Source organism: Paenibacillus sp. NRS-1782 (assembly GCF_050467685.1).
GTDB lineage: Bacteria > Bacillota > Bacilli > Paenibacillales > Paenibacillaceae > Paenibacillus > Paenibacillus terrae_A.
This window is the reverse complement of sequence record NZ_JBITPH010000012.1, coordinates 110,097-129,511: the sequence shown is the minus strand read 5'-3', so window position 1 is coordinate 129,511 and position 19,415 is coordinate 110,097. Positions and strand designations below refer to the sequence as shown.

The 19,415-nt window shown below is 49.3% G+C and carries 17 protein-coding genes; 7 read left to right on the top strand and 10 right to left on the bottom strand.

The window, feature by feature from the left end:
- The first annotated feature begins 137 nt into the window (after positions 1 to 137).
- From ACIFQM_RS04605 to ACIFQM_RS04595, 3 genes are read left to right on the top strand one after another with little or no spacing between them, the layout of a single operon-like run.
- A complete protein-coding gene (locus tag ACIFQM_RS04605; protein WP_044644606.1) occupies positions 138 to 383 on the top strand; it encodes a FeoA family protein in 246 nt (81 codons plus the stop codon).
- Positions 374 to 2,383 (top strand): ferrous iron transport protein B, encoded by a 2,010-nt coding sequence (gene feoB, locus ACIFQM_RS04600; protein ID WP_430036812.1) that lies wholly within the window; start codon positions 374 to 376, stop codon positions 2,381 to 2,383. Before ACIFQM_RS04605 ends, feoB begins: the two co-directional genes overlap by 10 nt.
- A 36-nt stretch (positions 2,384 to 2,419) precedes the next feature.
- Positions 2,420 to 2,596 (top strand): FeoB-associated Cys-rich membrane protein, encoded by a 177-nt coding sequence (locus ACIFQM_RS04595; protein WP_082067089.1) that lies wholly within the window; start codon positions 2,420 to 2,422, stop codon positions 2,594 to 2,596.
- Positions 2,597 to 2,683: 87 nt separating this feature from the next.
- Here the strand turns inward: ACIFQM_RS04595 and xylB are convergent, their stop codons facing one another.
- Together xylB and xylA are read right to left on the bottom strand one after the other, a co-directional pair.
- Positions 2,684 to 4,207 carry a xylulokinase gene (gene xylB, locus ACIFQM_RS04590; protein WP_430046497.1) on the bottom strand — a complete coding sequence of 508 codons (1,524 nt, stop codon included), beginning with the start codon at positions 4,205 to 4,207 and terminating at the stop codon, positions 2,684 to 2,686.
- A 57-nt stretch (positions 4,208 to 4,264) separates the two neighbouring features.
- Positions 4,265 to 5,581 (bottom strand): xylose isomerase, encoded by a 1,317-nt coding sequence (gene xylA, locus ACIFQM_RS04585; protein ID WP_430036818.1) that lies wholly within the window; start codon positions 5,579 to 5,581, stop codon positions 4,265 to 4,267.
- A 134-nt stretch (positions 5,582 to 5,715) separates the two neighbouring features.
- On the opposite strand from xylA, the gene ACIFQM_RS04580 reads away from it, so the two are divergent.
- A complete protein-coding gene (locus ACIFQM_RS04580) occupies positions 5,716 to 6,888 on the top strand; it encodes an ROK family protein (protein WP_430036821.1) in 1,173 nt (390 codons plus the stop codon).
- A 46-nt stretch (positions 6,889 to 6,934) separates the two neighbouring features.
- On the opposite strand, the gene ACIFQM_RS04575 is transcribed toward ACIFQM_RS04580, so the two are convergent.
- The 5 genes from ACIFQM_RS04575 to trxB all read right to left on the bottom strand — a co-directional run bounded on the left by ACIFQM_RS04575 (position 6,935) and on the right by trxB (position 12,833).
- A complete protein-coding gene (locus ACIFQM_RS04575; RefSeq protein ID WP_430036824.1) occupies positions 6,935 to 8,392 on the bottom strand; it encodes a glycoside hydrolase family 1 protein in 1,458 nt (485 codons plus the stop codon).
- Positions 8,393 to 8,408: 16 nt separating this feature from the next.
- Positions 8,409 to 9,245: a BglG family transcription antiterminator LicT gene (licT, locus tag ACIFQM_RS04570; protein ID WP_430036827.1), complete on the bottom strand. Its 837-nt coding sequence runs from the start codon at positions 9,243 to 9,245 to the stop codon at positions 8,409 to 8,411.
- Positions 9,246 to 9,295: 50 nt separating this feature from the next.
- Entirely contained in the window at positions 9,296 to 11,179 is a 1,884-nt protein-coding gene (locus tag ACIFQM_RS04565; protein WP_430036830.1) for a beta-glucoside-specific PTS transporter subunit IIABC, read from the bottom strand.
- Positions 11,180 to 11,599: 420 nt separating this feature from the next.
- Entirely contained in the window at positions 11,600 to 11,830 is a 231-nt protein-coding gene (locus tag ACIFQM_RS04560) for a glutaredoxin family protein (RefSeq protein WP_014278134.1), read from the bottom strand.
- Positions 11,831 to 11,891: 61 nt separating this feature from the next.
- Entirely contained in the window at positions 11,892 to 12,833 is a 942-nt protein-coding gene (trxB, locus tag ACIFQM_RS04555; RefSeq protein ID WP_430036833.1) for a thioredoxin-disulfide reductase, read from the bottom strand.
- Between the two features lie 230 nt (positions 12,834 to 13,063).
- On the opposite strand from trxB, the gene ACIFQM_RS04550 reads away from it, so the two are divergent.
- On the top strand, positions 13,064 to 13,795 hold the full coding sequence (locus ACIFQM_RS04550) for a ZIP family metal transporter (protein WP_430036971.1): 732 nt from the start codon (positions 13,064 to 13,066) through the stop codon (positions 13,793 to 13,795).
- 78 nt (positions 13,796 to 13,873) lie between these two features.
- Here the strand turns inward: ACIFQM_RS04550 and ACIFQM_RS04545 are convergent, their stop codons facing one another.
- Together ACIFQM_RS04545 and ACIFQM_RS04540 are read right to left on the bottom strand one after the other, a co-directional pair.
- On the bottom strand, positions 13,874 to 14,332 hold the full coding sequence (locus ACIFQM_RS04545) for a hypothetical protein (protein WP_430036836.1): 459 nt from the start codon (positions 14,330 to 14,332) through the stop codon (positions 13,874 to 13,876).
- A gap of 10 nt (positions 14,333 to 14,342) precedes the next feature.
- A complete protein-coding gene (locus tag ACIFQM_RS04540; protein WP_430036838.1) occupies positions 14,343 to 14,897 on the bottom strand; it encodes an NAD(P)H-dependent oxidoreductase in 555 nt (184 codons plus the stop codon).
- A 131-nt stretch (positions 14,898 to 15,028) separates the two neighbouring features.
- On the opposite strand from ACIFQM_RS04540, the gene ACIFQM_RS04535 reads away from it, so the two are divergent.
- Both ACIFQM_RS04535 and ACIFQM_RS04530 read left to right on the top strand, forming a co-directional pair.
- Complete coding sequence (locus ACIFQM_RS04535) at positions 15,029 to 15,664, top strand: HlyD family efflux transporter periplasmic adaptor subunit (protein ID WP_430036841.1); 636 nt, start codon at positions 15,029 to 15,031, stop codon at positions 15,662 to 15,664.
- A 9-nt stretch (positions 15,665 to 15,673) separates the two neighbouring features.
- Positions 15,674 to 17,197 (top strand): DHA2 family efflux MFS transporter permease subunit, encoded by a 1,524-nt coding sequence (locus ACIFQM_RS04530; RefSeq protein WP_430036844.1) that lies wholly within the window; start codon positions 15,674 to 15,676, stop codon positions 17,195 to 17,197.
- Between the two features lie 180 nt (positions 17,198 to 17,377).
- Here ACIFQM_RS04530 and ACIFQM_RS04525 read toward each other — a convergent pair whose 3' ends face one another.
- Positions 17,378 to 19,360: a heavy metal translocating P-type ATPase gene (locus ACIFQM_RS04525; RefSeq protein WP_430065068.1), complete on the bottom strand. Its 1,983-nt coding sequence runs from the start codon at positions 19,358 to 19,360 to the stop codon at positions 17,378 to 17,380.
- Positions 19,361 to 19,415: the final 55 nt, after the last annotated feature.

Sequence of the window (19,415 nt, the reverse complement as noted above, 5' to 3'; positions counted from 1 at the left end):
TAGTTTTGTCGGTTACAGACAGGCCATACCGTTCACAGAGAATTTTATCACAGCAATCTAGTAATCCTCATGATATGGTACTGGCATCGGAAATCATTGATATTGATTCTCATTCTATATTAGAAAGGCTGAGCACCATGCCAGAATGTATCTCACTCCTTCGTACTCCACCGGGTCAACCCGTGCGGCTGCAATCTCTTGCTTCTCTTCACCCCTCATTGCGTCGACGCTTAACGGACATGGGGATTGACGAAGGCTCCATTATACGGTTAAAAAAAATCAGTCTGTTGGGCGGCCCTATCGTTATTGAATGCAACGGTCAACTGGTCGGCCTCCGTCAAAATCAGGTAAAACAACTGGAGGTCGTTCCTTCATGGACATGATTGCTCTATTCGGTAATCCCAATACGGGAAAAACCTCATTATTCAACAAGCTGACTCGTACGTATGCAGAGGTAGGGAACTGGTCCGGGGTTACGGTGGAAAAGAAAACCGGTCTGCTGCGCGACAAGTCTGCCGTTTTGGTGGATTTGCCAGGTGCCTATTCCTTGCTTCCACTTTCGCTGGATGAAGGTATCGCTACCCGTTATTTGCTGGAAGAACCGCCTGCGGCTCTGATTAACATCGTGGATGCCTCCCAGCTCCAGCGCAATCTGTACCTGACTGTACAACTGCTGGAATATGGCCGTCCGCTCGTACTTGGCTTAAATATGACCGACGTAGCCGATGCCACAGGCCTGCTAGTGAACAAGGAATTGCTGGCTGATCAATTGAATGTTCCCATCATTCCTATGGTGGCACGCACGGGCAGCGGCAGTAAGCAAATGCTCGCATCCCTTCGAGAGGTACGACGTTCGCCAAATTCCTTCCAGTTGGATTATGGCTCTGCCGTCGAAGCAGCCCTTGTAGATATTGGCAGCTTGCTGACGAATACATCTGTGCCAAACCCTCGGTGGGCAGCTCTACAGTGTCTGGAAAACAATCCTGTCGTTATGGAATGGATGACGAATGAGGTACAGCGTGAAAAAGTAACGGATCACATCCAGCGTTGCGAGAAAGAGCTTCTCCTTGAAGGCTATTCGGCTACTCCCGCTCAGCATATCCGTTCTGTTCGTACAGCGTGGATCGCTGATCTGTGTACAAAGGCGTTGGATACGACCAAACTCAAGCCGCACAGTCTGACAGACAAGCTGGACGCATTGCTGACACATCGGTATCTGGGGATTCCGATCTTTTTGCTGCTGATGTACGCTACCTTCAAGTTCACCTTCGATTGGGCAGGTACGATCCTTTCAGATATGCTGGATGGATTCTTCTCAGGAGCACTGAGCAGTTGGATTTCTGAAGCGCTCGTTCACTTGAACGCGTCCGCTTTTACGCAAAGTCTTATCGTGGACGGTATCGTGGCGGGAGTTGGGGGCGTGCTCGTTTTTCTGCCTCAGATCGCTATTTTGTTCCTTATTATTTCGCTGATTGAAGACTCCGGGTATATGGCACGGGTCACGATATTAATGGACCGTCTCATGCAAGCTGTGGGCTTGAACGGGAAAAGCTTCATCCCCTTTATTATCGGCTTTGGCTGCAATGTTCCTGCCATTATGGCGGCACGCACCATTGAACAGCCCAGAGAACGCCTCATTACAACGTTGCTGGTACCCTTCATGTCCTGCTCCGCCCGCCTGCCAGTCTATGCGTTGTTTGCGGGCGTATTTTTCCCAACACACGCAGCAAGCATCATCATGCTGATGTACGTGCTAGGAATTGTCGTGTCGCTTGTACTTGCGAAGGTGTTCTCCAAGGTATCCTTTTTGTCGGGTGAGCCTTCCCTCTTCATCGTGGAGCTTCCCCCTTATCGTGTGCCGCAAGCTCTTACGCTATTTCGCAGCACGTGGGAAAAGGTCAAGGGCTTCGTCCGCAAAGCTGGAACCATTATTCTCGCAGGGTCCGTCGGTATTTGGCTTTTGTCCAATTTCGGCCCCCAAGGGTTCGGTGCAGACATGAATGACAGCCTGCTCGCCACTGTTGGAGGATGGTTCGCCCCCATACTGGCCCCTCTCGGCTTCGGTACCTGGCAAGCAGGCGCATCCCTGCTCACAGGCTTTATGGCCAAGGAGGTTGTGGTATCGACGATGAATATCATTTACCACGTTCCGGACATGCAGGGACTAGAAATGCAAGTAAGGCATGCCTTTACGCCATTGGCCTCTTTTAGCTTCATGGTGTTCATTCTGTTGTATGTGCCATGTCTGGCCACGGTAGCGGTCATTCGTAAAGAAACCCTTTCGTGGCGCTGGACCGGATTTTCCGTGATCTATCCTTTGACCGTTGCATATATTATTGCCGTTGTGATCTATCAGTGTGGCAGATTATTAGGTTGGGGTTAAGTTAGAGCCTTATGAAAATAGAAGGAAGTGGATTCCATGATCAATATCATCATTTTACTGGTGATTCTCGGTTATAGCGCGTGGGTGTTCGTACGCTTTTTGCGAAAAAGCCGTCAAGGTGCTTGTGCCGGATGCTCATCTAGCAAATCATGTCCGGGCTGTGCCACGAGTGCTGTGAAGGAAGACCAAGCGAACATCAACAGAAATATCTAATCCAAGCTTAGCATCCCCATGAAAAAAGCGTCTGCGGGTTTATCCTGACCCGAAGACGCTTTTCCTTTACTCTCAAACTCACAATATTTAGCGGTATTCCGCCAACCGTTCATTTAGCTCCCGCGTGTGCAGGTAGACTTCACGATACAGCTCATATAGGCCTTCATATCGGGCTACACGTTCCGGGTCTGGCGAGTATCTGGCTGCTTCACGGAGAAAAGCTGCCGCGCACGCTTGCAACGATTCAAACCAGCCGCTTCCGTAAGCGGCCAGCATCGCCGCGCCCAAGGCAGGCCCTTGCTCGCTTTCCAGCTTGATGATATCCGCATTAAAAATGTCTGCCTGCATTTGCAGCCACGCTTCATTACGCGCACCGCCGCCAATGGAAATGATCTCATTCACCGCTTTGCCCGTTCCTCTGAGAATATCAATGGATTCCTTGAGCGAGAATGTAATTCCCTCCAGCACCGCCCGTGTAAAATGCGCGAGCTTGTGCCCCGCATCCATCCCGATAAAGCTGCCTCGAATGGTAGCATCTGGATGAGGGGTACGTTCGCCGACAATATAAGGCGTAAACAACAGCCCGCGGCTACCCGGCTCAATCGAATCCACACCTTCCAACAGTGCATCAAAGGAATGCTCCGGTGCAAAGGTATCCTTAAACCACGTCAGGCTGTACCCGGCCGCGAGCGTAACACCCATGATATAATAAGCGTCCTGCTCACTATGATTAAAAAAATGCGCCCGACCCTGCACATCAATATCCTTGCGCTCCTCATAAGAAAGCACAACGCCTGAGGTGCCGATGCTGCACAAGGTGCGGCCTTCGCTCAAAATGCCTGCGCCAATCGCACCACATGCGTTGTCCGCTCCACCTGCATACACCTTCGTTGCAGGCGAAAGTCCGGTCTGCTCCGCAATCTCCGGCAGTAGTGTACCCGTCTGATCGAACGATTCCACCAGCGATGGAAACAGAGACGACGGCAGCTCGAAAGCAGCAGCAATCTCTTGGCTCCACCGCTTTTTGGCCACATCCAGCAGCAGCGTGCCCGCCGCATCCGAATACTCCATCGCCAGTTCTCCCGTCAGGCGATACCGCACATAATCCTTCGGCAGCATAAAATGGGCTGCACGAGTCAGCACGTCCGGCTCATGCTCCTGCACCCACAGCAGCTTGGGCAGCGTAAAGCCTTCCAGCGCCCGGTTACGCGCGATGCTCAGCAGCTCTGGTCCGAGCTTTTCTTCAATGCGACGACATTGTGCCGTTGTGCGCGTGTCATTCCACAGAATAGCCGGACGAAGCACCTGCCCGTCCTTGTCGGTCAGCACAAGCCCGTGCATCTGTCCCGAAAAGCTAATGCCGTCCACAGCATCTGCCCCGCCGATTCCAGCCTTTTCAACAAGCTGCTTCAGTGCTGTTAGCGTGCCACGAACCCAGTCCTCGGGATGCTGCTCGCTGTACCCTGCCTTGGGCTGATGGAGCGGATAAGACTCGGAGGTTTCATTAGCTACCTGTCCCTTGCGGTTGACCAGCACCGTTTTGACTGCGCTGGTACCCAAGTCCACGCCGATGACATAGCGCTCCTGCTCCTGTTTCTGCTTTTCCTGCATGGAAATTCCTCCTTTCCTGTTACCCTATAGACGCTGTCTCATGGATAGGCTCTGATATTAATCCGCCAAAATGTATTGATTTAATGTCGCTTTCAGATACTCCTGACGACCGGATACGTTTTTACGTGGTGCATCGTTCGCCAGTGCATATTCAGCCAAAGACGCAAGCGTTGCTTTACCGGATACGATGTCTGCTCCAATACCTTCTTTAAAGCTGCTATAGCGCTTATCGATAAAGTCCTCGAACACGCGGTCCTCGATCAGTTTGGCGGCTACCTTCAGGCCTTTCGCATACGTATCCATACCCGCGATATGTGCGAGGAACAGATCCTCTGGCTCAAATGATGCTCTACGCACCTTGGCATCAAAGTTGATACCGCCGCGGCCCAAGCCTTCATTTTGCAGCACTTCATACATAGTCAGGGTTGCATCATACAGATCAACCGGGAATTCGTCCGTATCCCAGCCCAGCAGCAAATCTCCCTGATTGGCATCCAGTGACCCCAGCATACCGTTAATCCGTGCTACACGCACTTCATGATCAAACGTATGACCCGCCAAGGTTGCATGGTTAGCCTCCAGATTGAGCTTGAAATGCGAATCCAGATCATATTTTTGCAGGAAAGCAATCGTCGTTGCCGCATCAAAATCATACTGGTGCTTGGTTGGCTCCTTCGGCTTCGGCTCGATCAGGAACTGAGCATCAAAGCCAATCTCCCGCGCATAGTCTACGGCCAGATGGAACATCCGTCCCAAATTGTCCTGCTCCAGCTTCAAATCTGTATTCAACAGCGTATCGTAGCCTTCACGGCCTCCCCAGAACACATAGTTATCCGCGCCCAGACGCTTGCCCACTTCCAGGCCTTTTTTAATCTGGGCCGCTGCGTGTGCGTATACATCTGCATTGCAAGTCGTCGCAGCCCCATGCAAGTAACGTGGATGGCTGAACATATTCGCCGTGTTCCACAGCAGCTTTTTACCCGTTGCCTTCATATGCTCTTCAATCAAATCCACGATGGTATCCAGATTGCTGTAAAATTCCTTCAGCGACGCGCCCTCCGGAGCAATATCCACATCGTGGAATGCAAAATAAGGCAGGTTCAGCTTATCCAGCAGCTCAAAAGCAGCCTCCACACGGGCCTTCGCCAAATCCAGTCCAGTAAACTTGGACCAAGGGCGCTCCGCCGTCTCTACCCCAAATGGATCAGATCCACCTGCAACCAGTGTATGCCAATAAGCCATACTAAAACGCAAATGCTCCTCCATCGTTTTCCCAGCCACAATTTCCTGAGGATTATAAAATTTGAATGCAAAAGGATTATTGGATTGCTTGCCCTCAAAGTTAATTTTAGATACCTGTTCGAAATAAGCCATTATAAGCTCCTCCTTTATAGTAAACGTTTACAAAAAAGATTCTAGCACAGCCAAAACACTTTGTCTATTGCTTAAACTAAGTTTGTTTTTATGATATACTATTGGGAATTACACCAACAGGAAGTGAAAAAATCATGAATGTCACTGGCGATCAGGCGCTTGTCAAAAAGCTGAATAAATCCATTGTGCTGGAGCGCATTCGCCTCCATGCTCCCCTTTCCCGGGCACAATTATCCAGTCAAACCGGGTTAAATAAGGCTACCGTTTCCAACCTGGTGGCGGAGCTGATCACCGACGGGCTTGTATATGAAACGGGATTAGGTGAATCCAGTGGTGGTCGCAAGCCTTTAATGTTGCTGTTTAACAGTCGTGCGGGCTTTGTTCTCGGCATCGAGGTCAGCGTGCAGTATATCAAGGGTGCTCTGACCGATTTGGCAGGAACCATTGAAACAGAGCTTACCTTCCCCCTTGCGCAGCATGATCCTGCTTTTGTTATGGAGCAGATTCAAAGGCTGGTTCAGGAGCTTATGCAGACGGTCCCTCCCTCCCCTCATGGCATCGTCGGTATGGGGCTAGGAGTGCCAGGTATGGTGGATGAATCGGGAACTGTTTTGTTCGCGCCCAATCTGGGCTGGGAAGAGGTTCCGCTGCGGCAACAGCTTGAGGAAGAGCTTGGGCTTCCCGTGGTGGTGGATAACGAAGCCAATGTCGGCGCACAGGGCGAGTTGTACTATGGTATGGACAGCGATTACCGGCAACTGGTGCGGGATCTGGTCTACATTAGTGCAGGGTCTGGGATCGGGGCCGGAATTATCATTGACGGCAAGCTGTATCAAGGAGCTTGGGGGTACGCCGGAGAGACAGGTCATATGTCCATTGATTGGAACGGGCGGCTCTGCTCCTGCGGCAGCCGGGGCTGCTGGGAGCTGTATGCTTCGGAAAAAGCATACACAGCGCCTACCCTCCCCCTGCCCGCGCACAGTACAGCGGAATTACTGCCGTTTGCCCGGCAAGGTGACACGAATACGCTAAGCGTCTTTCGTGATATCGGGCGATATTTGGGCGTGGGCATTACCAATATTGTGAACAGCCTCAACCCCGGAATGCTTATCATCGGCGGTCCGCTGGCGGAGGCCCGACCATGGCTGGAGCAGAGTATGCGTGAGGTGATTGATGAACGCGCCCTGCCCTATCACCGACGGCAGCTGCAAATCCGTTTTTCCACGCTTGGCAGCCGTTCGACCATGTTAGGCGCTGCCTATGCAGCGACAGCCCCTTTTCTCAGGCGTGTAAGGGTATCTTTGTAAAAAAAGGCGTACAGGAACATTAAAGTTCCTATACGCCCATTTATTTCTACAAACCGTTATTGGAGATCACATCTTTATACCAGTAGAAGCTTTTTTTTCGTTTTCTTTCAAGCGTTCCGTTACCGTCGTTGTCTTTATCCACATATATAAATCCGTATCTTTTTTCCATTTCAGATGAGGAGTAGCTGACCAAGTCAATCGCTCCCCAACTGGTGTAACCCATGAGTTCAACCCCGTCCAGAATAGCTTCATGCATTTGTTCAAAATGAGCACGGAAGTAATCAATACGGTAATCATCCTGAATACTACCGTCTTCCTCTACCTTGTCGTACGCTCCCAAACCATTTTCTACAATGAACAATGGTACTTCATAGCGGCTGTACAGCTCGTTAAGAGAAAGTCGCAAGCCGACCGGGTCAACCTGCCAGCCCCAATCACTCGTTTCCAGATAAGGATTTTTAACGCCGCCAATCGTATTTCCACTGACTTTTTCCATGCCTTCACTATCTGCACTGGCAACGAGCGACATATAGTAGCTAAAAGAAATGAAATCCACCGGATGCGTTTTTAAAATTTCATCATCGCTCTCAAGCTTTTCTATCACGAGCCCCTTTTCATGGAAGAAGCGTTTCATATAATGCGGGTACGCACCACGAACCTGTACATCTGTGAAAAAAAAGTTAAACTGATTCGCTTTAAACGCTGCAAGCATATCCTGCGGATTACAGGTGTGCGGGTATGTCGTCAGCCGGGTTAACATACAGCCGATTTTCGAGCCGGGAACAATTTCGTGACAGTATTTCACAGCCAAAGCACTAGCCACAAATTGATGATGCAACCCCTGATAAACCGCCTGCTCTACATTTTCAAAGCGTTCCGGTATAATCCCACCGCTCGTAAACGGATGCCGAACGATACTATCTATTTCATTAAAAGTGATCCAGTGCTTTACTTTATTTTTGTATCTTGTAAACACGGTTTTACAAAAATGAATAAAGAAATCTACAACCTTCCGTTGGGTCCAGCCCCCGTAATGATGGACAAGATACATCGGCATTTCGTAGTGAGACAGGGTAACAAGCGGCTCGATCCCATTTTTATGCATTTCATCAAACAGCCGATCATAAAATTGCAATCCAGCCTCGTTAGGCTTGTCCTCATCTCCGTTTGGAAAAATACGCGTCCATGCAATAGATACCCGCAACGTTTTAAAGCCCATTTCACCAAACAATGCTAAATCTTCAGGATAGCGATGATAGAAATCGATTCCCTGGCGTTTGGGATAATCATGATCTGATGTGTCCTGCATCGCCTTTTGGATATGTTCCTCGGTCATTGAATTGTGTTTTTTGTAATCACTTTTGCTAACATTTCTTTTGTAAATAGCCATATCTGCTGTAGATATCCCTTTACCATCGACATTCCAGGCTCCTTCGACCTGGTTCGCGGCTACAGCTCCTCCCCATAGAAAGCCTTCTGGAAATGTTCTTTTGATCTCTGTCACATCTAGCTCCTCCTCTTTAATTTCTGCTCATGACTCGTTTTAAGTGAATAATCAGGTACATTAGTTCTTCGTCAGGAATAGAAAGCTCAAATTTGGCTTCAATATACTGTTGAATCGTTAACGCGCATTTCTCTTCTTCTGGATACTTGTTCACAATCTGGCTCATTAATTCCTGGTCTTGAGAATCCAACATTTTATGCTCAAGTAATCTCTGAACAAAAAATTGAAGATGCGTTAAAAACCGTGAATAGTTGATGCTGTGGGTATCCAGTTCAATTTGGTAATGAATTTTAATGATGTTCAAAATGTCTTTGACCGTATTGGTCATCAATAAAACCTGGTTCATATTGTTATCGGTCTGTTGAGCGTTGACCAGATGAAAGGCGATATTCGCCGCTTCCTCTTCAGGTAGCTTGAGACCAATTCGCTTTTCAATCAAGGTGAGCGCATACAGACCAATGCCAAACTCTTCCGGGTAAAACTTTTTGACCTCCCACAGCATCCGGTTCTGAATCGTCATGTGGTCTTTAAACCGTTTGGTTGCCATAAACAGATGGTCTGTCAGGGAAATATACAGGTGTTCATTCAAGTGACTGGATAGAACGCTTTTGGCATAAGATATGATTTCATCTGCCATAATCAAATACTCCTTGGGAGTTTCCTTCATTAAGGCTGTCAAATCGGAAGACATACTTTCATTTTCAAGAACATATATCTTTTCGATCTCGTTCTCATCGACGAAGTCACCGGGTTTGCTTTTAAAGCCGATACCTTTCCCCATCACGATAATCTCTTTGTGATCCTCACGTTTGGCAAGCACAATACTCGTATTGAGAACTTTTATTACTTTCATATCGAACAACCTCTCACTTTCCAGGCTTGATTCCCCCAACAAACACACTGTTAAAGTACAGTAATCAGAGGCTTCTCTGGCCCTGTCTTTCCTGAATTTTCATGACTCATGATCTCCAGATAGTCCGGCGTATTGGTCACAATAATTGGAGTTATCGTATCATATCCCGCCTTTTGTATGGCTTCAAGCTCGAATTCAATCAGAAGCTGTCCATGCTTAATGACGTCACCTTCTTGTACATGCACCGTAAAATGCTGGCCCTTCAGCTTCACGGTATCCAAACCGATATGAATGAGCAGCTCTACGCCTTCAACCGATTTTAAGCCTATGGAATGCTTGGTGCGAAACACAGTGTCCACGGTGCCGTCAAAGGGTGCAACTACTTTGCCGTTACTTGGCTGAATAGCAATCCCTTTGCCCATGGCTTCCTGAGAGAACGCTTCATCCTTGACCTGCTGTAAGGGAATCACCTCCCCCTCCATAGGTGCAAAAATAACGATTTTGGACTTGATGCTCTTATCTTTCGCTTGAGCAGGCTCCGGACGAGATTCTGTTTTGACCGGTTCGATAACCGTATCCTTAAATCCGATCACGTATACTGCTATAAACGTCACAACGATCGAAATGGCCATTGTAATGAGCGCATATACCAGGTTGGAGTGATCTTCACTGATAAACATCGGCAGTGATGCAAAACCAGGACCCACAGCGGCATAAGCTTTTAGATTCACAAGTCCGGCAAACAATCCGGCAACACCAGCTCCAATCATGCAAGCGAACAGTGTTTTTTTCAAGCGTAAATGCACGCCGTACAAGGCAGGCTCTGTAATTCCGAATACCCCTGAAATACCTGCCGACAAAGCAATTTGTTTGAACTTGGGATCTTTTGTTTTCAGCGAGACGGCAAACGCACCAGCTCCTTGTGCCATATTGGAAGCCAGCATGGCAATCAGCACCAATGTTTCATATCCTGGTGAAGCCAGCGCAGCAAATATGATAGGATAAAATACTTTGTGCATGCCGAACATGACGATTAGCGGCATCACGATAGACATCAACACTACTGTAAGCCAGCCAATTCTTTCCTGAATCCAGAATACACCGTTTGACATCCCCAAGCCCAGATACGTCCCCAGCGGCCCTAAAGCAATGAGAGCGACAGGCGCGACAATCAGAATAACGATTAATGGTTTTAGAAAAATTTTCACAGGTCCCGGAGAGATTTTATCAGCAAATTTCTCAATATAGGACATGAACCATATGGTCAAAATAATGGGAATAACAGAGGTGGCATACTGTACCGACGCTACGGGCAGGCCCGCAAATGTAACGGCCTTCTCACCACCTAACAAACTGATTAAGTTTGGATGAAGCAGCACGCCCCCAAGCAGTACGGATACGAATGGGTTGGTCTTGAATTTTTGTGCGCTGGAGAAAGCCAGCAGCATAGGCAGAAAATAAAATGCCGCATCCGCGATTACACTTAAAACCATGTACGTTTGGCTTTCCTTGCTCATGATTCCGGTTACTGTACACAGCAAGAGCAATGCTTTTAGCATCCCGGAAGCGGCAATGGCCGGGATAATAGGCTGGAAAATACCTGCGATCATGTTCGCAAAGGTATTAAACAATCCCTTAAGGCTTCGGTCTGCCTTCACTTTTTCGGCTTCATCCGAGGACGATTTATCCGGGTCCAGCAATTTTACCAGCTCATTGTAGACATAGCCTACATCATTCCCTATGATGACCTGATATTGTCCACCGCTATTCACGGCTCCCATAACCCCGTCCAAGGCTTTAATTTCATCTGTTTGTGCCAATTCCGGTTTACGGAGCGTCATTCTCAATCGAGTAGAGCAATGAATGACACTGTTAATATTATCATTCCCACCCACTTTATTAAAAATGGCCTGTGCGATATCTTTGTAATTCATGAATTACACCTTCTTTCTTAAAATAGGGAACAAAAAAAGACCTAAAAAGGGTAGGGAAAAATATCCTACCCAATCTAGGTCTTGCCTGCCGAACAGTAACACGCCTGTATTGGATAATCTGCTATTTAATTAATGAAGAGATACTGATTGATTGATAATTGTACAATGATGAACTGTTACATAAAGCAACCCGGGTTTTAAGCGCTTACAATCCAAATATAACACCAACCAGCAAGAGATGCAACGTTTTTCGACAAAATTCTCCTAATCGTAGGACCACAGGGCACAGGGCGACGACTGCTTTGAAACTTAACAATTGTTGTCGTTCAAAATTAGCAATAAGGCCCCCATCGCAGTCTGTACCTGCGAGAGAGCCTTATTGAAATCATATGACGATTTGTGAATCCGCTGTGAAGCTGATTAAGCGTTCAATACTTTTTCAAACTTGGTTTTGTTCATGCCGGAAATACGTTCTTCTCCGATCAGGGTCAATGGAACGGCACGAATGCCCATGTCCCAAACTTCTTGAGCGAAAGCATCATTGGTTTCGATGTTGCGTTCTTCGTACTCTACACCTTTCTCAGTCAAATAGCTTTTCACTTGACGGCAATGCGGGCAGTTTGTGGATGTGTATACAATCGCTTTTTCCATGAAATATCACCTCATCAATTATTTTTGTAGAAATTATGTTTATTCATACTTAAACGAAATATTACAGGGCCAGTGCGCTGTGTTCCAGACTTTCGATGTATTTCTCGCTGTCCATAGCGGCCATGCAGCCGCTGCCTGCTGCTGTAATCGCTTGTCTGTAGCGTGTGTCCTGGACGTCGCCACAAGCGAATACGCCAGGTACGTTTGTTTCGGAGGTACCAGGATTTACGACGATATAACCATTCGCATCGGTTGTGATTTGGCCCTCGAGGAAGCCCGTATTCGGATGATGACCGATCGCCACGAATACGCCGCTAACTGTAATGATTTCCTCTTTACCTGTTTCATTATTTAATACTTTCAAGCCAGTTACCCCGTTCTCGTCAGCAATCACTTCTACAGGCGTACGATTCAGTGCCCATTCGATTTTAGTGTTTGCACGAGCGCGGTCCTGCATAATTTTGGAGGCGCGCATTTCTTCACGACGATGCACCAGCGTTACTTTGGAGGCAAAACGTGTCAGGAAGTTGGCTTCCTCCAGCGCCGAGTCTCCACCACCAATAACAACAATTTCTTTGCCACGGAAAAAGAATCCGTCACAGGTTGCACAAGTGCTCACACCGCGTCCAATGTTGTCCTGCTCACCCGGAATACCTAGGTATTTCGCAGTCGCACCTGTAGAAATGATCAGCGTATCTGTAACCAATTCGCCCAAGCCCTCCACATCCAATGTGAACGGACGAGCGGCTGTGTCGACCTTGTTCACCCAGCCTGTGCGGAATTCAGCACCGAAACGTTCTGCTTGCTTACGCATATTATCCATCAGATCGGGTCCCATGATTCCTTCGGGAAAGCCAGGGAAGTTTTCAACATCTGTTGTTGTAGTCAATTGTCCGCCCGGTTGTGGTCCTTCAATCACCAGTGGACTCATATTTGCGCGTGCCAGATAAATAGCAGCTGTCAAACCGGCAGGGCCGGTACCTATAATAATGGACTTGTACATATCTTTGTTCCTCCTAAAATATGATAAGAATGATATAGCGAGTTTTCGGTACCGAGAGATGGGCTAATGCATATACTCTAAAAGTAGTTCTGCCAGACGCTCATTCAAAAAATGAATTAGACTGATTCTAAATCCTAATTCCATTATGCGGAAAGTGCTTCAAACAGTCAAATGAAGTTTTCATGAAGCGAACCTTAAAGATTAATCAGGTATGGAGGGATATCCCGATTATGAGTGACATGTTTGTTGGCAGCCTTATTTCTGCCCTGTCCACCGGGCTCGGTGCCGTGCCCATACTGTTTATGCGTAAAATTACGCACCGTCTTCGTGATGTACTGTTGGCTTATGCTGCGGGGATCATGACTTCTGCATCGGTGTACAACCTCATTCCCGAGGCCATCAATCATTCCAACTGGTTCGTGCTGTCTGCGGGGATTTTACTCGGCTGTCTTGTGCTGCTAGTGATGGAAATGTATATTCCACATGCCGATCTGGAGGACCCGGATTCCAAAACCTTTCATCTGGAATCCAAATCTTTTCTCATTATCGCGGCCATTACACTACATAATTTGCCTGAGGGACTTTCCGTTGGAGTCAGCTATGCGAGCGCAACTCAAAATCTTGGTAATCTCATTGCCTTTTCCATCGGTCTGCAAAATGCCCCGGAAGGCTTTATCGTCGCTCTATTCCTCGTGAATCAAAACATTGGTCGCTTCAAGGCATTGGGCATTGCCACCCTCACCGGGGCCGTTGAAATTATTACAAGTCTGATTGGATTTTATTTGAGCAGTTGGGTTCATGGACTGGTTCCTTACGGTCTTGCCTTTGCCGCAGGAGCGATGATGTTTATCGTCTACAAGGAGCTGATTCCCGAAAGCCACGGGGACGGCAACCAACGTATCGCAACCTTCTCTTTTATTCTCGGTCTGATTACGATGATTGGTCTAACCGAATGGCTATAGCCGTGTACCACAAAAAAGGCTGCCCTCTGCCTGTAGTCCAGACAGAAGAGCAGCCTTAAGGCATGTCTCGTTCGCGCTTCATTTTTTTCGGTTCATAGAGCGCAGCGCTTCACGATATTGCTCATCCTCGCTTTTGTGCGTCTCACGTTCTCCATGATTATTTCTATGCGGTTCTTCCTTTTCTTCGCTCTTTCCGGCAAATCCGCGTAAAGCCGCCCGATAGTCCTGATCCCCGTAGGAATCTTTGGTGTGTACGCTAACTCTCATCGGCCTGGTATTGGCATCTACGTCAGGCTCCTCATGATGAATCTCCACCTCCGCAGCCTTATGGCGCGTCTCTCGCGTAGAATCAGAATCCGGCAACTTCCTCGCCTTGGGTTCCACTTCCACTGGATAAGGACGTTTGCTTCTTTGCCGTGAATCCTCGTCGGACGGGCTGACCGCTTTTTTGGGAGAGGGTTTACGCGCCATTTTCGTGTTGAATACCAGCAAAAAGATAAAAGCAACCGCAGCTACTACGATAAAAGCAATGGTCATGAGCGGCCTCCTATTCTCTGCCAGCGCTACGGTACCGTCCCGCCGTCTCAGCGACCCGTTGGCCCAAAGACCGACCAAGTGCAAGATCATCACCCGTTGGGAAATGGGGCGGACCGTTCGGGTCTGTCTCCACCGGACACGTCACCCCTACGCCATAATAGGAGCCGTAAAGCGCATTTTCCGTAATATTAGCTGGAAGTCCTACGATCATCATGCCTTGATGCAGCATCGGAGTAATCAAATTCAGCAGTGTGGATTCCAAGCCGCCATGAACGGTAGCAGTTGTGCAGAACACCGCTCCGATTTTATCTACCAGCTTGCCCTGCGCCCACAGATACCCTAGCTTATCAATCCAGCTTTTCAAGCCACTACTGATCGTTCCAAAATGACCCGGGCATCCCCAAATGATCGCGTCCGCGTTCACCAGTTCATTCACATCGGCTTCATCGACATGCTTCAGCAACACTTCTGTGTGCTCATGGCGTGCGCCTTCTGCAATGGAACGAGCAAGTCGCTCCGTATGGCCATTTTCACTGTCATATACAATCATGATTCTGGTCGTCATTATGCGCATCATCCTTTGTCAGCAAAATCATCCTTTTCACATGCGCTCTTATCCTTCCCAAAATCCCTCTGAATATTGTGAAACATTTGGCGCATACTTTGAAAATCCAAGAACTAGGGAGGCATGTACACATGAATTCACGCGCCATATTGGTCAACCTGCTAGTTATTATCATTATTTTGGCAGGGGGCGGAGCCGCCGCCTATTACTACAATCAATCCGCTAACTACATAAAAACCGACAATGCCCAAGTGAGCGGACAAGCCGTCACCGTTGCCTCTCCAAGCGCTGGCAAGCTTACAGGCTGGAACGCTGAAGTCGGCAAAACCTACACGGCTGGAGGCACACTTGGCAGTGTAGAGGGGGGCGGAAGCCGGGTTAGCATTACTATTCCAACCGATGGCACCATTGTGCAGCAATCTGCGGTCAACAACTCGATTGTCGGGGCTGGTACGCCCTTGGCCAAGGCTTTTGATCTGAACAATTTATGGATTACCGCCAATATAGACGAAACGGCTGTGCAGGATCTTCAGGTGGGTCAGACGGTGGATGTATATATTGATGCATACCCCGACACGTCCCTAAGCGGCAAAATCGAAAAGATCGGTTTGGCGACGGCCGCCACCTTTTCACTGCTCCCTACCTCCAACACCACTGCCAACTATACCAAGGTGACGCAGGTCGTGCCTGTTAACATTTCCATTCAAGGCTACAAAGGACTGGGCATTATCCCGGGCATGAGTGCAAGCATCAGAGTACACAAGTAGGAGGCTGTCATGGAACAAAAAATGTCCATCGGACGCATCCTGTCCGTACTACTGCTGGGCGCCTTCATTTCTATTTTGAATCAAACCCTGCTGAATGTGGCGATTCCGCATTTGATGAATGACTTCAATGTATCCGCAACTACCGTTCAATGGCTATCCACCGGATATATGCTGACCAACGGGATTTTGATTCCGATTACCGCCTTCATGATTGAGTCGTTCGGGACACGTGCGCTGTTTATTTCCGCGATGGGGCTGTTTACTGCGGGTTCTGTCGTTTGCGCCGTCAGTACCGGCTTTGCTCCTATGCTGGTCGGACGCATCATTCAGGCCAGCGGAGCGGGTATTATCATGCCTGTGGTTATGAACGTGTTCCTGACCGTATTTCCCCCTGAAAAACGGGGGGCAGCCATGGGAACGATGGGCATCGCGATGATGTTCGCCCCAGCAATAGGACCCACTTTATCCGGCTGGATCGTGGAGCATTACAGCTGGCGGCTGCTATTTTTACTGGTCATTCCGCTGGCGATCATTGATATTCTGTTTGCTGTACGCTGGCTGAAAAATGTGTCCAAGCTGACGTATCCTCATTTTGACCTGCTCGGAACGATCTTTTCGACCCTTGGCTTTGGCTTCCTGCTGTATGGCTTCAGTTCCGCTGGAGACAAGGGCTGGAGCAGCAATACAGTAGTGCTCACGCTCGCTGGCGGGCTCGTGTTTATTGTCATGTTTGTCATACGCGAGCTGAATATGAGACAGCCCATGCTGGAGTTCCGTGTGTTTAAGTATGATATTTTTACAGTATCTACGCTGGTCGGCGCTACCGTCAATATGACGATGTTCGGTGGAATGCTGCTGCTGCCGATTTATCTGCAAAATATACGCAGCTTTACACCGCTGCAATCCGGCTTGCTGTTATTGCCTGGCGCACTGCTGATGGGTGTCATGTCACCGATATCGGGAGCGATTTTCGACCGCATTGGTGCGAGGCCACTGGCAATTATCGGGTTGATCATTACGGCAGTCACGACATGGGAATTCAGTCTGCTGACGGATGCCACGACCTATGGACACATTATGATCATCTATACGATTCGCAGCTTCGGGATGTCATTGTTAATGATGTCCGTACAGACAGAAGGGCTGAATCAGCTTCCTCCCCATCTCGGTAGCCACGGTACAGCCATGTCCAATACGGTAAGACAAATTGCCGGGTCCATCGGAACCGCATGGCTCATTACGGTGATGAGCAACCGGACTACGGTTCATTTGGCGGATTATGCAAATGTGGCTACCACTGCCAATGTTCCTTTAACCGAAGGCGTAGCTGAGCTGGGGCAAACCCTCGCGCAAACGGCTGGAGTTTCGACAGAAACTGGCTCGGCGCTTGCGTTACAGCAGGTATATCGAAGTGCCGTCACAGAATCGACGATCCACGGCATTAACGATGCATTTATCATTGCTACCGGAATCGCGCTGGCAGGGCTACTGTTTTCCCTGTTCTTACGCCGGTCTACACCTCGTCAGAGGTGAAATTACAACCTATTACGACCTATACGCTGAACCAAAGATGTACATGAAGCGCCACTGCGCGGTCGGATGGTACTTCCCATCGCTGTTGCGCTAGTTCATCTTATAGAGATGATTCTCGTGGATACACAAAGAAGGAGCATTCCCCCCTGTCCTTTAAGGGATGTGAATGCTCCTTTCCATTTATGACCGCAGCAGGCGCAAGCCGTTCAAAATGACAAGCAACGTGCTGCCCTCATGCCCGATGACGCCAAATGGCAAAGCTATATCTTGCACAAAGTTGCTAATGATGAGCAGTAAAATGACGCTTACGGCGAAGATCATATTTTGCTTGACCACCCGCTGCGCCTTGCGTGCCAGTGCTACCGTCGGGGCAATCTCTTCGATGCCATCGTTCATCAGCACCACATCCGCGACCTCCAGTGCGGCTCCACTGCCATGCATACCCATGCCCAGCCCGACTGTTGCGGCAGCCAGTGCTGGAGCATCATTCACACCGTCGCCGACCATGACGACATGCCCATACTGCTCCCGAAGCATGCGAATATGACTGACTTTGCCCTCCGGCATCAAACCAGCATATACCGCATCGACTCCGGCCTGCACCGCGATCACGGCGGCGGTTTCCGGGCGGTCTCCGGTCAGCATAACGACCCGGATGCCCTGCGCTTGCAGGCGTCTCACCGCCTCCTGCGCCTGTGGCCGCAGCTCGTCGCGCAGTGCCAGCATCCCAGCTATCCTGTCATCCGCGAGGATAATGGATACAGTTTTACCCTCGGCTTCCAGCCGGGCGCGTATCTCAACCCATTCCGGCTCTGCCAGCGGGCCAGCGTCATCCAGCGCATCCGTGCGCCCGATTTTCCACCTCACCCCGTCTACCATGCCTTCCATTCCCCATCCGGTTAGAGACTGTACTTGCTCCACTGCGGGAAGCTCTCGCTGCCCCAATTCGGCCCCGGCTTTGGCTACAATCGCTCGTGCCAATGGATGCATGGAGTAGCTTTCTATTGCCGCGACAATACGTAGCAGCTCATCGGCATCGTAGCCTGTGGCGGTAATCCAGTCGGTTACAACAGGCGAACCGATGGTCAGCGTACCTGTTTTGTCAAAGGCGACGACAGATGTCAGCGCCATATTTTCCACATGGGCACCACCCTTGAACAGAATGCCCCGACGGGCACGGTTGGAAATAGCAGACAGCATGACTGGCATAATGGACGATACGAGTGCGCACGGTGAGGCCACAACGAGAAATACCATTGCCTTGTAAAAGGCCGCTGCCCATGTCCAGCCCAATACCATTGGCGCACCTGCAATAACAATCAGCGTAACCGCAACAACTATTCGGGCGTAAATCGACTCGAACCTTTTGATAAAGCGTTGGGAATCGGGAACCTCAGTCTGCGCTTCCTCCACCATACGGATGATTTTTGAAAATAGAGTACCTTCGGAGGAATGACTAACCTCCACATACAGCACGCCTTCCCCGTTAATGGTGCCCGCATATACCTCGTCACCCGCCGCTTTGTTCACCGGAATGGATTCCCCGGTAATAGATGCCTGATTCACTGCCGAAACGCCCTTGGAAATCCGGCCATCTGCCGGAATCAGTTCGCCCGGCTTCACCAGCAGCAGATCCCCCGGCAGCAGTTGCTCAATACCGACCGTTTCCGTCCCCTCGCTTGACAGACGCAAAGCCGTTTCCGGCTTCAACGCCATCAGCTCGGAAATATCCTTGCTGCTGCGCTCGGTGGTATAGCTCTCCAGCGCACCGCTGAGCGCAAAAATGAAGATCAGCATTGCTCCTTCATTCCAATAGCCAATAGCCGCAGCCCCCAATGACGCTGCGATCATAAGCAGGTTGACATCCAGATCACGTTCACGGATCAGTGTCTCAATGCCTTCTCTAGCTTTAGACCAGCCACCCAGGGCGTAGGAAACCACATACAGGATGACCGCCAGCCATTGCGACCAATGCGAGACGCCCCATGCCATCAGCATAAGCGTTCCACTGCCCAGGGCAGCCTGCATCTCCTTGTTTTTCAGCATGCTTTTGAGCTGGAATTGCGGCTTGCGATTCGGGCCTGGCCGTCCGCTGCCACCGTTTTTTGAAAGTATCCGATCTGAGGGAGACAATGTTTTTTGAAGTCGTTGAACTGCTTGCATGATGTCACGTTCCTTTCCATTTTTGTTCTTTGTTATTGCATCTTATTGAGAATGA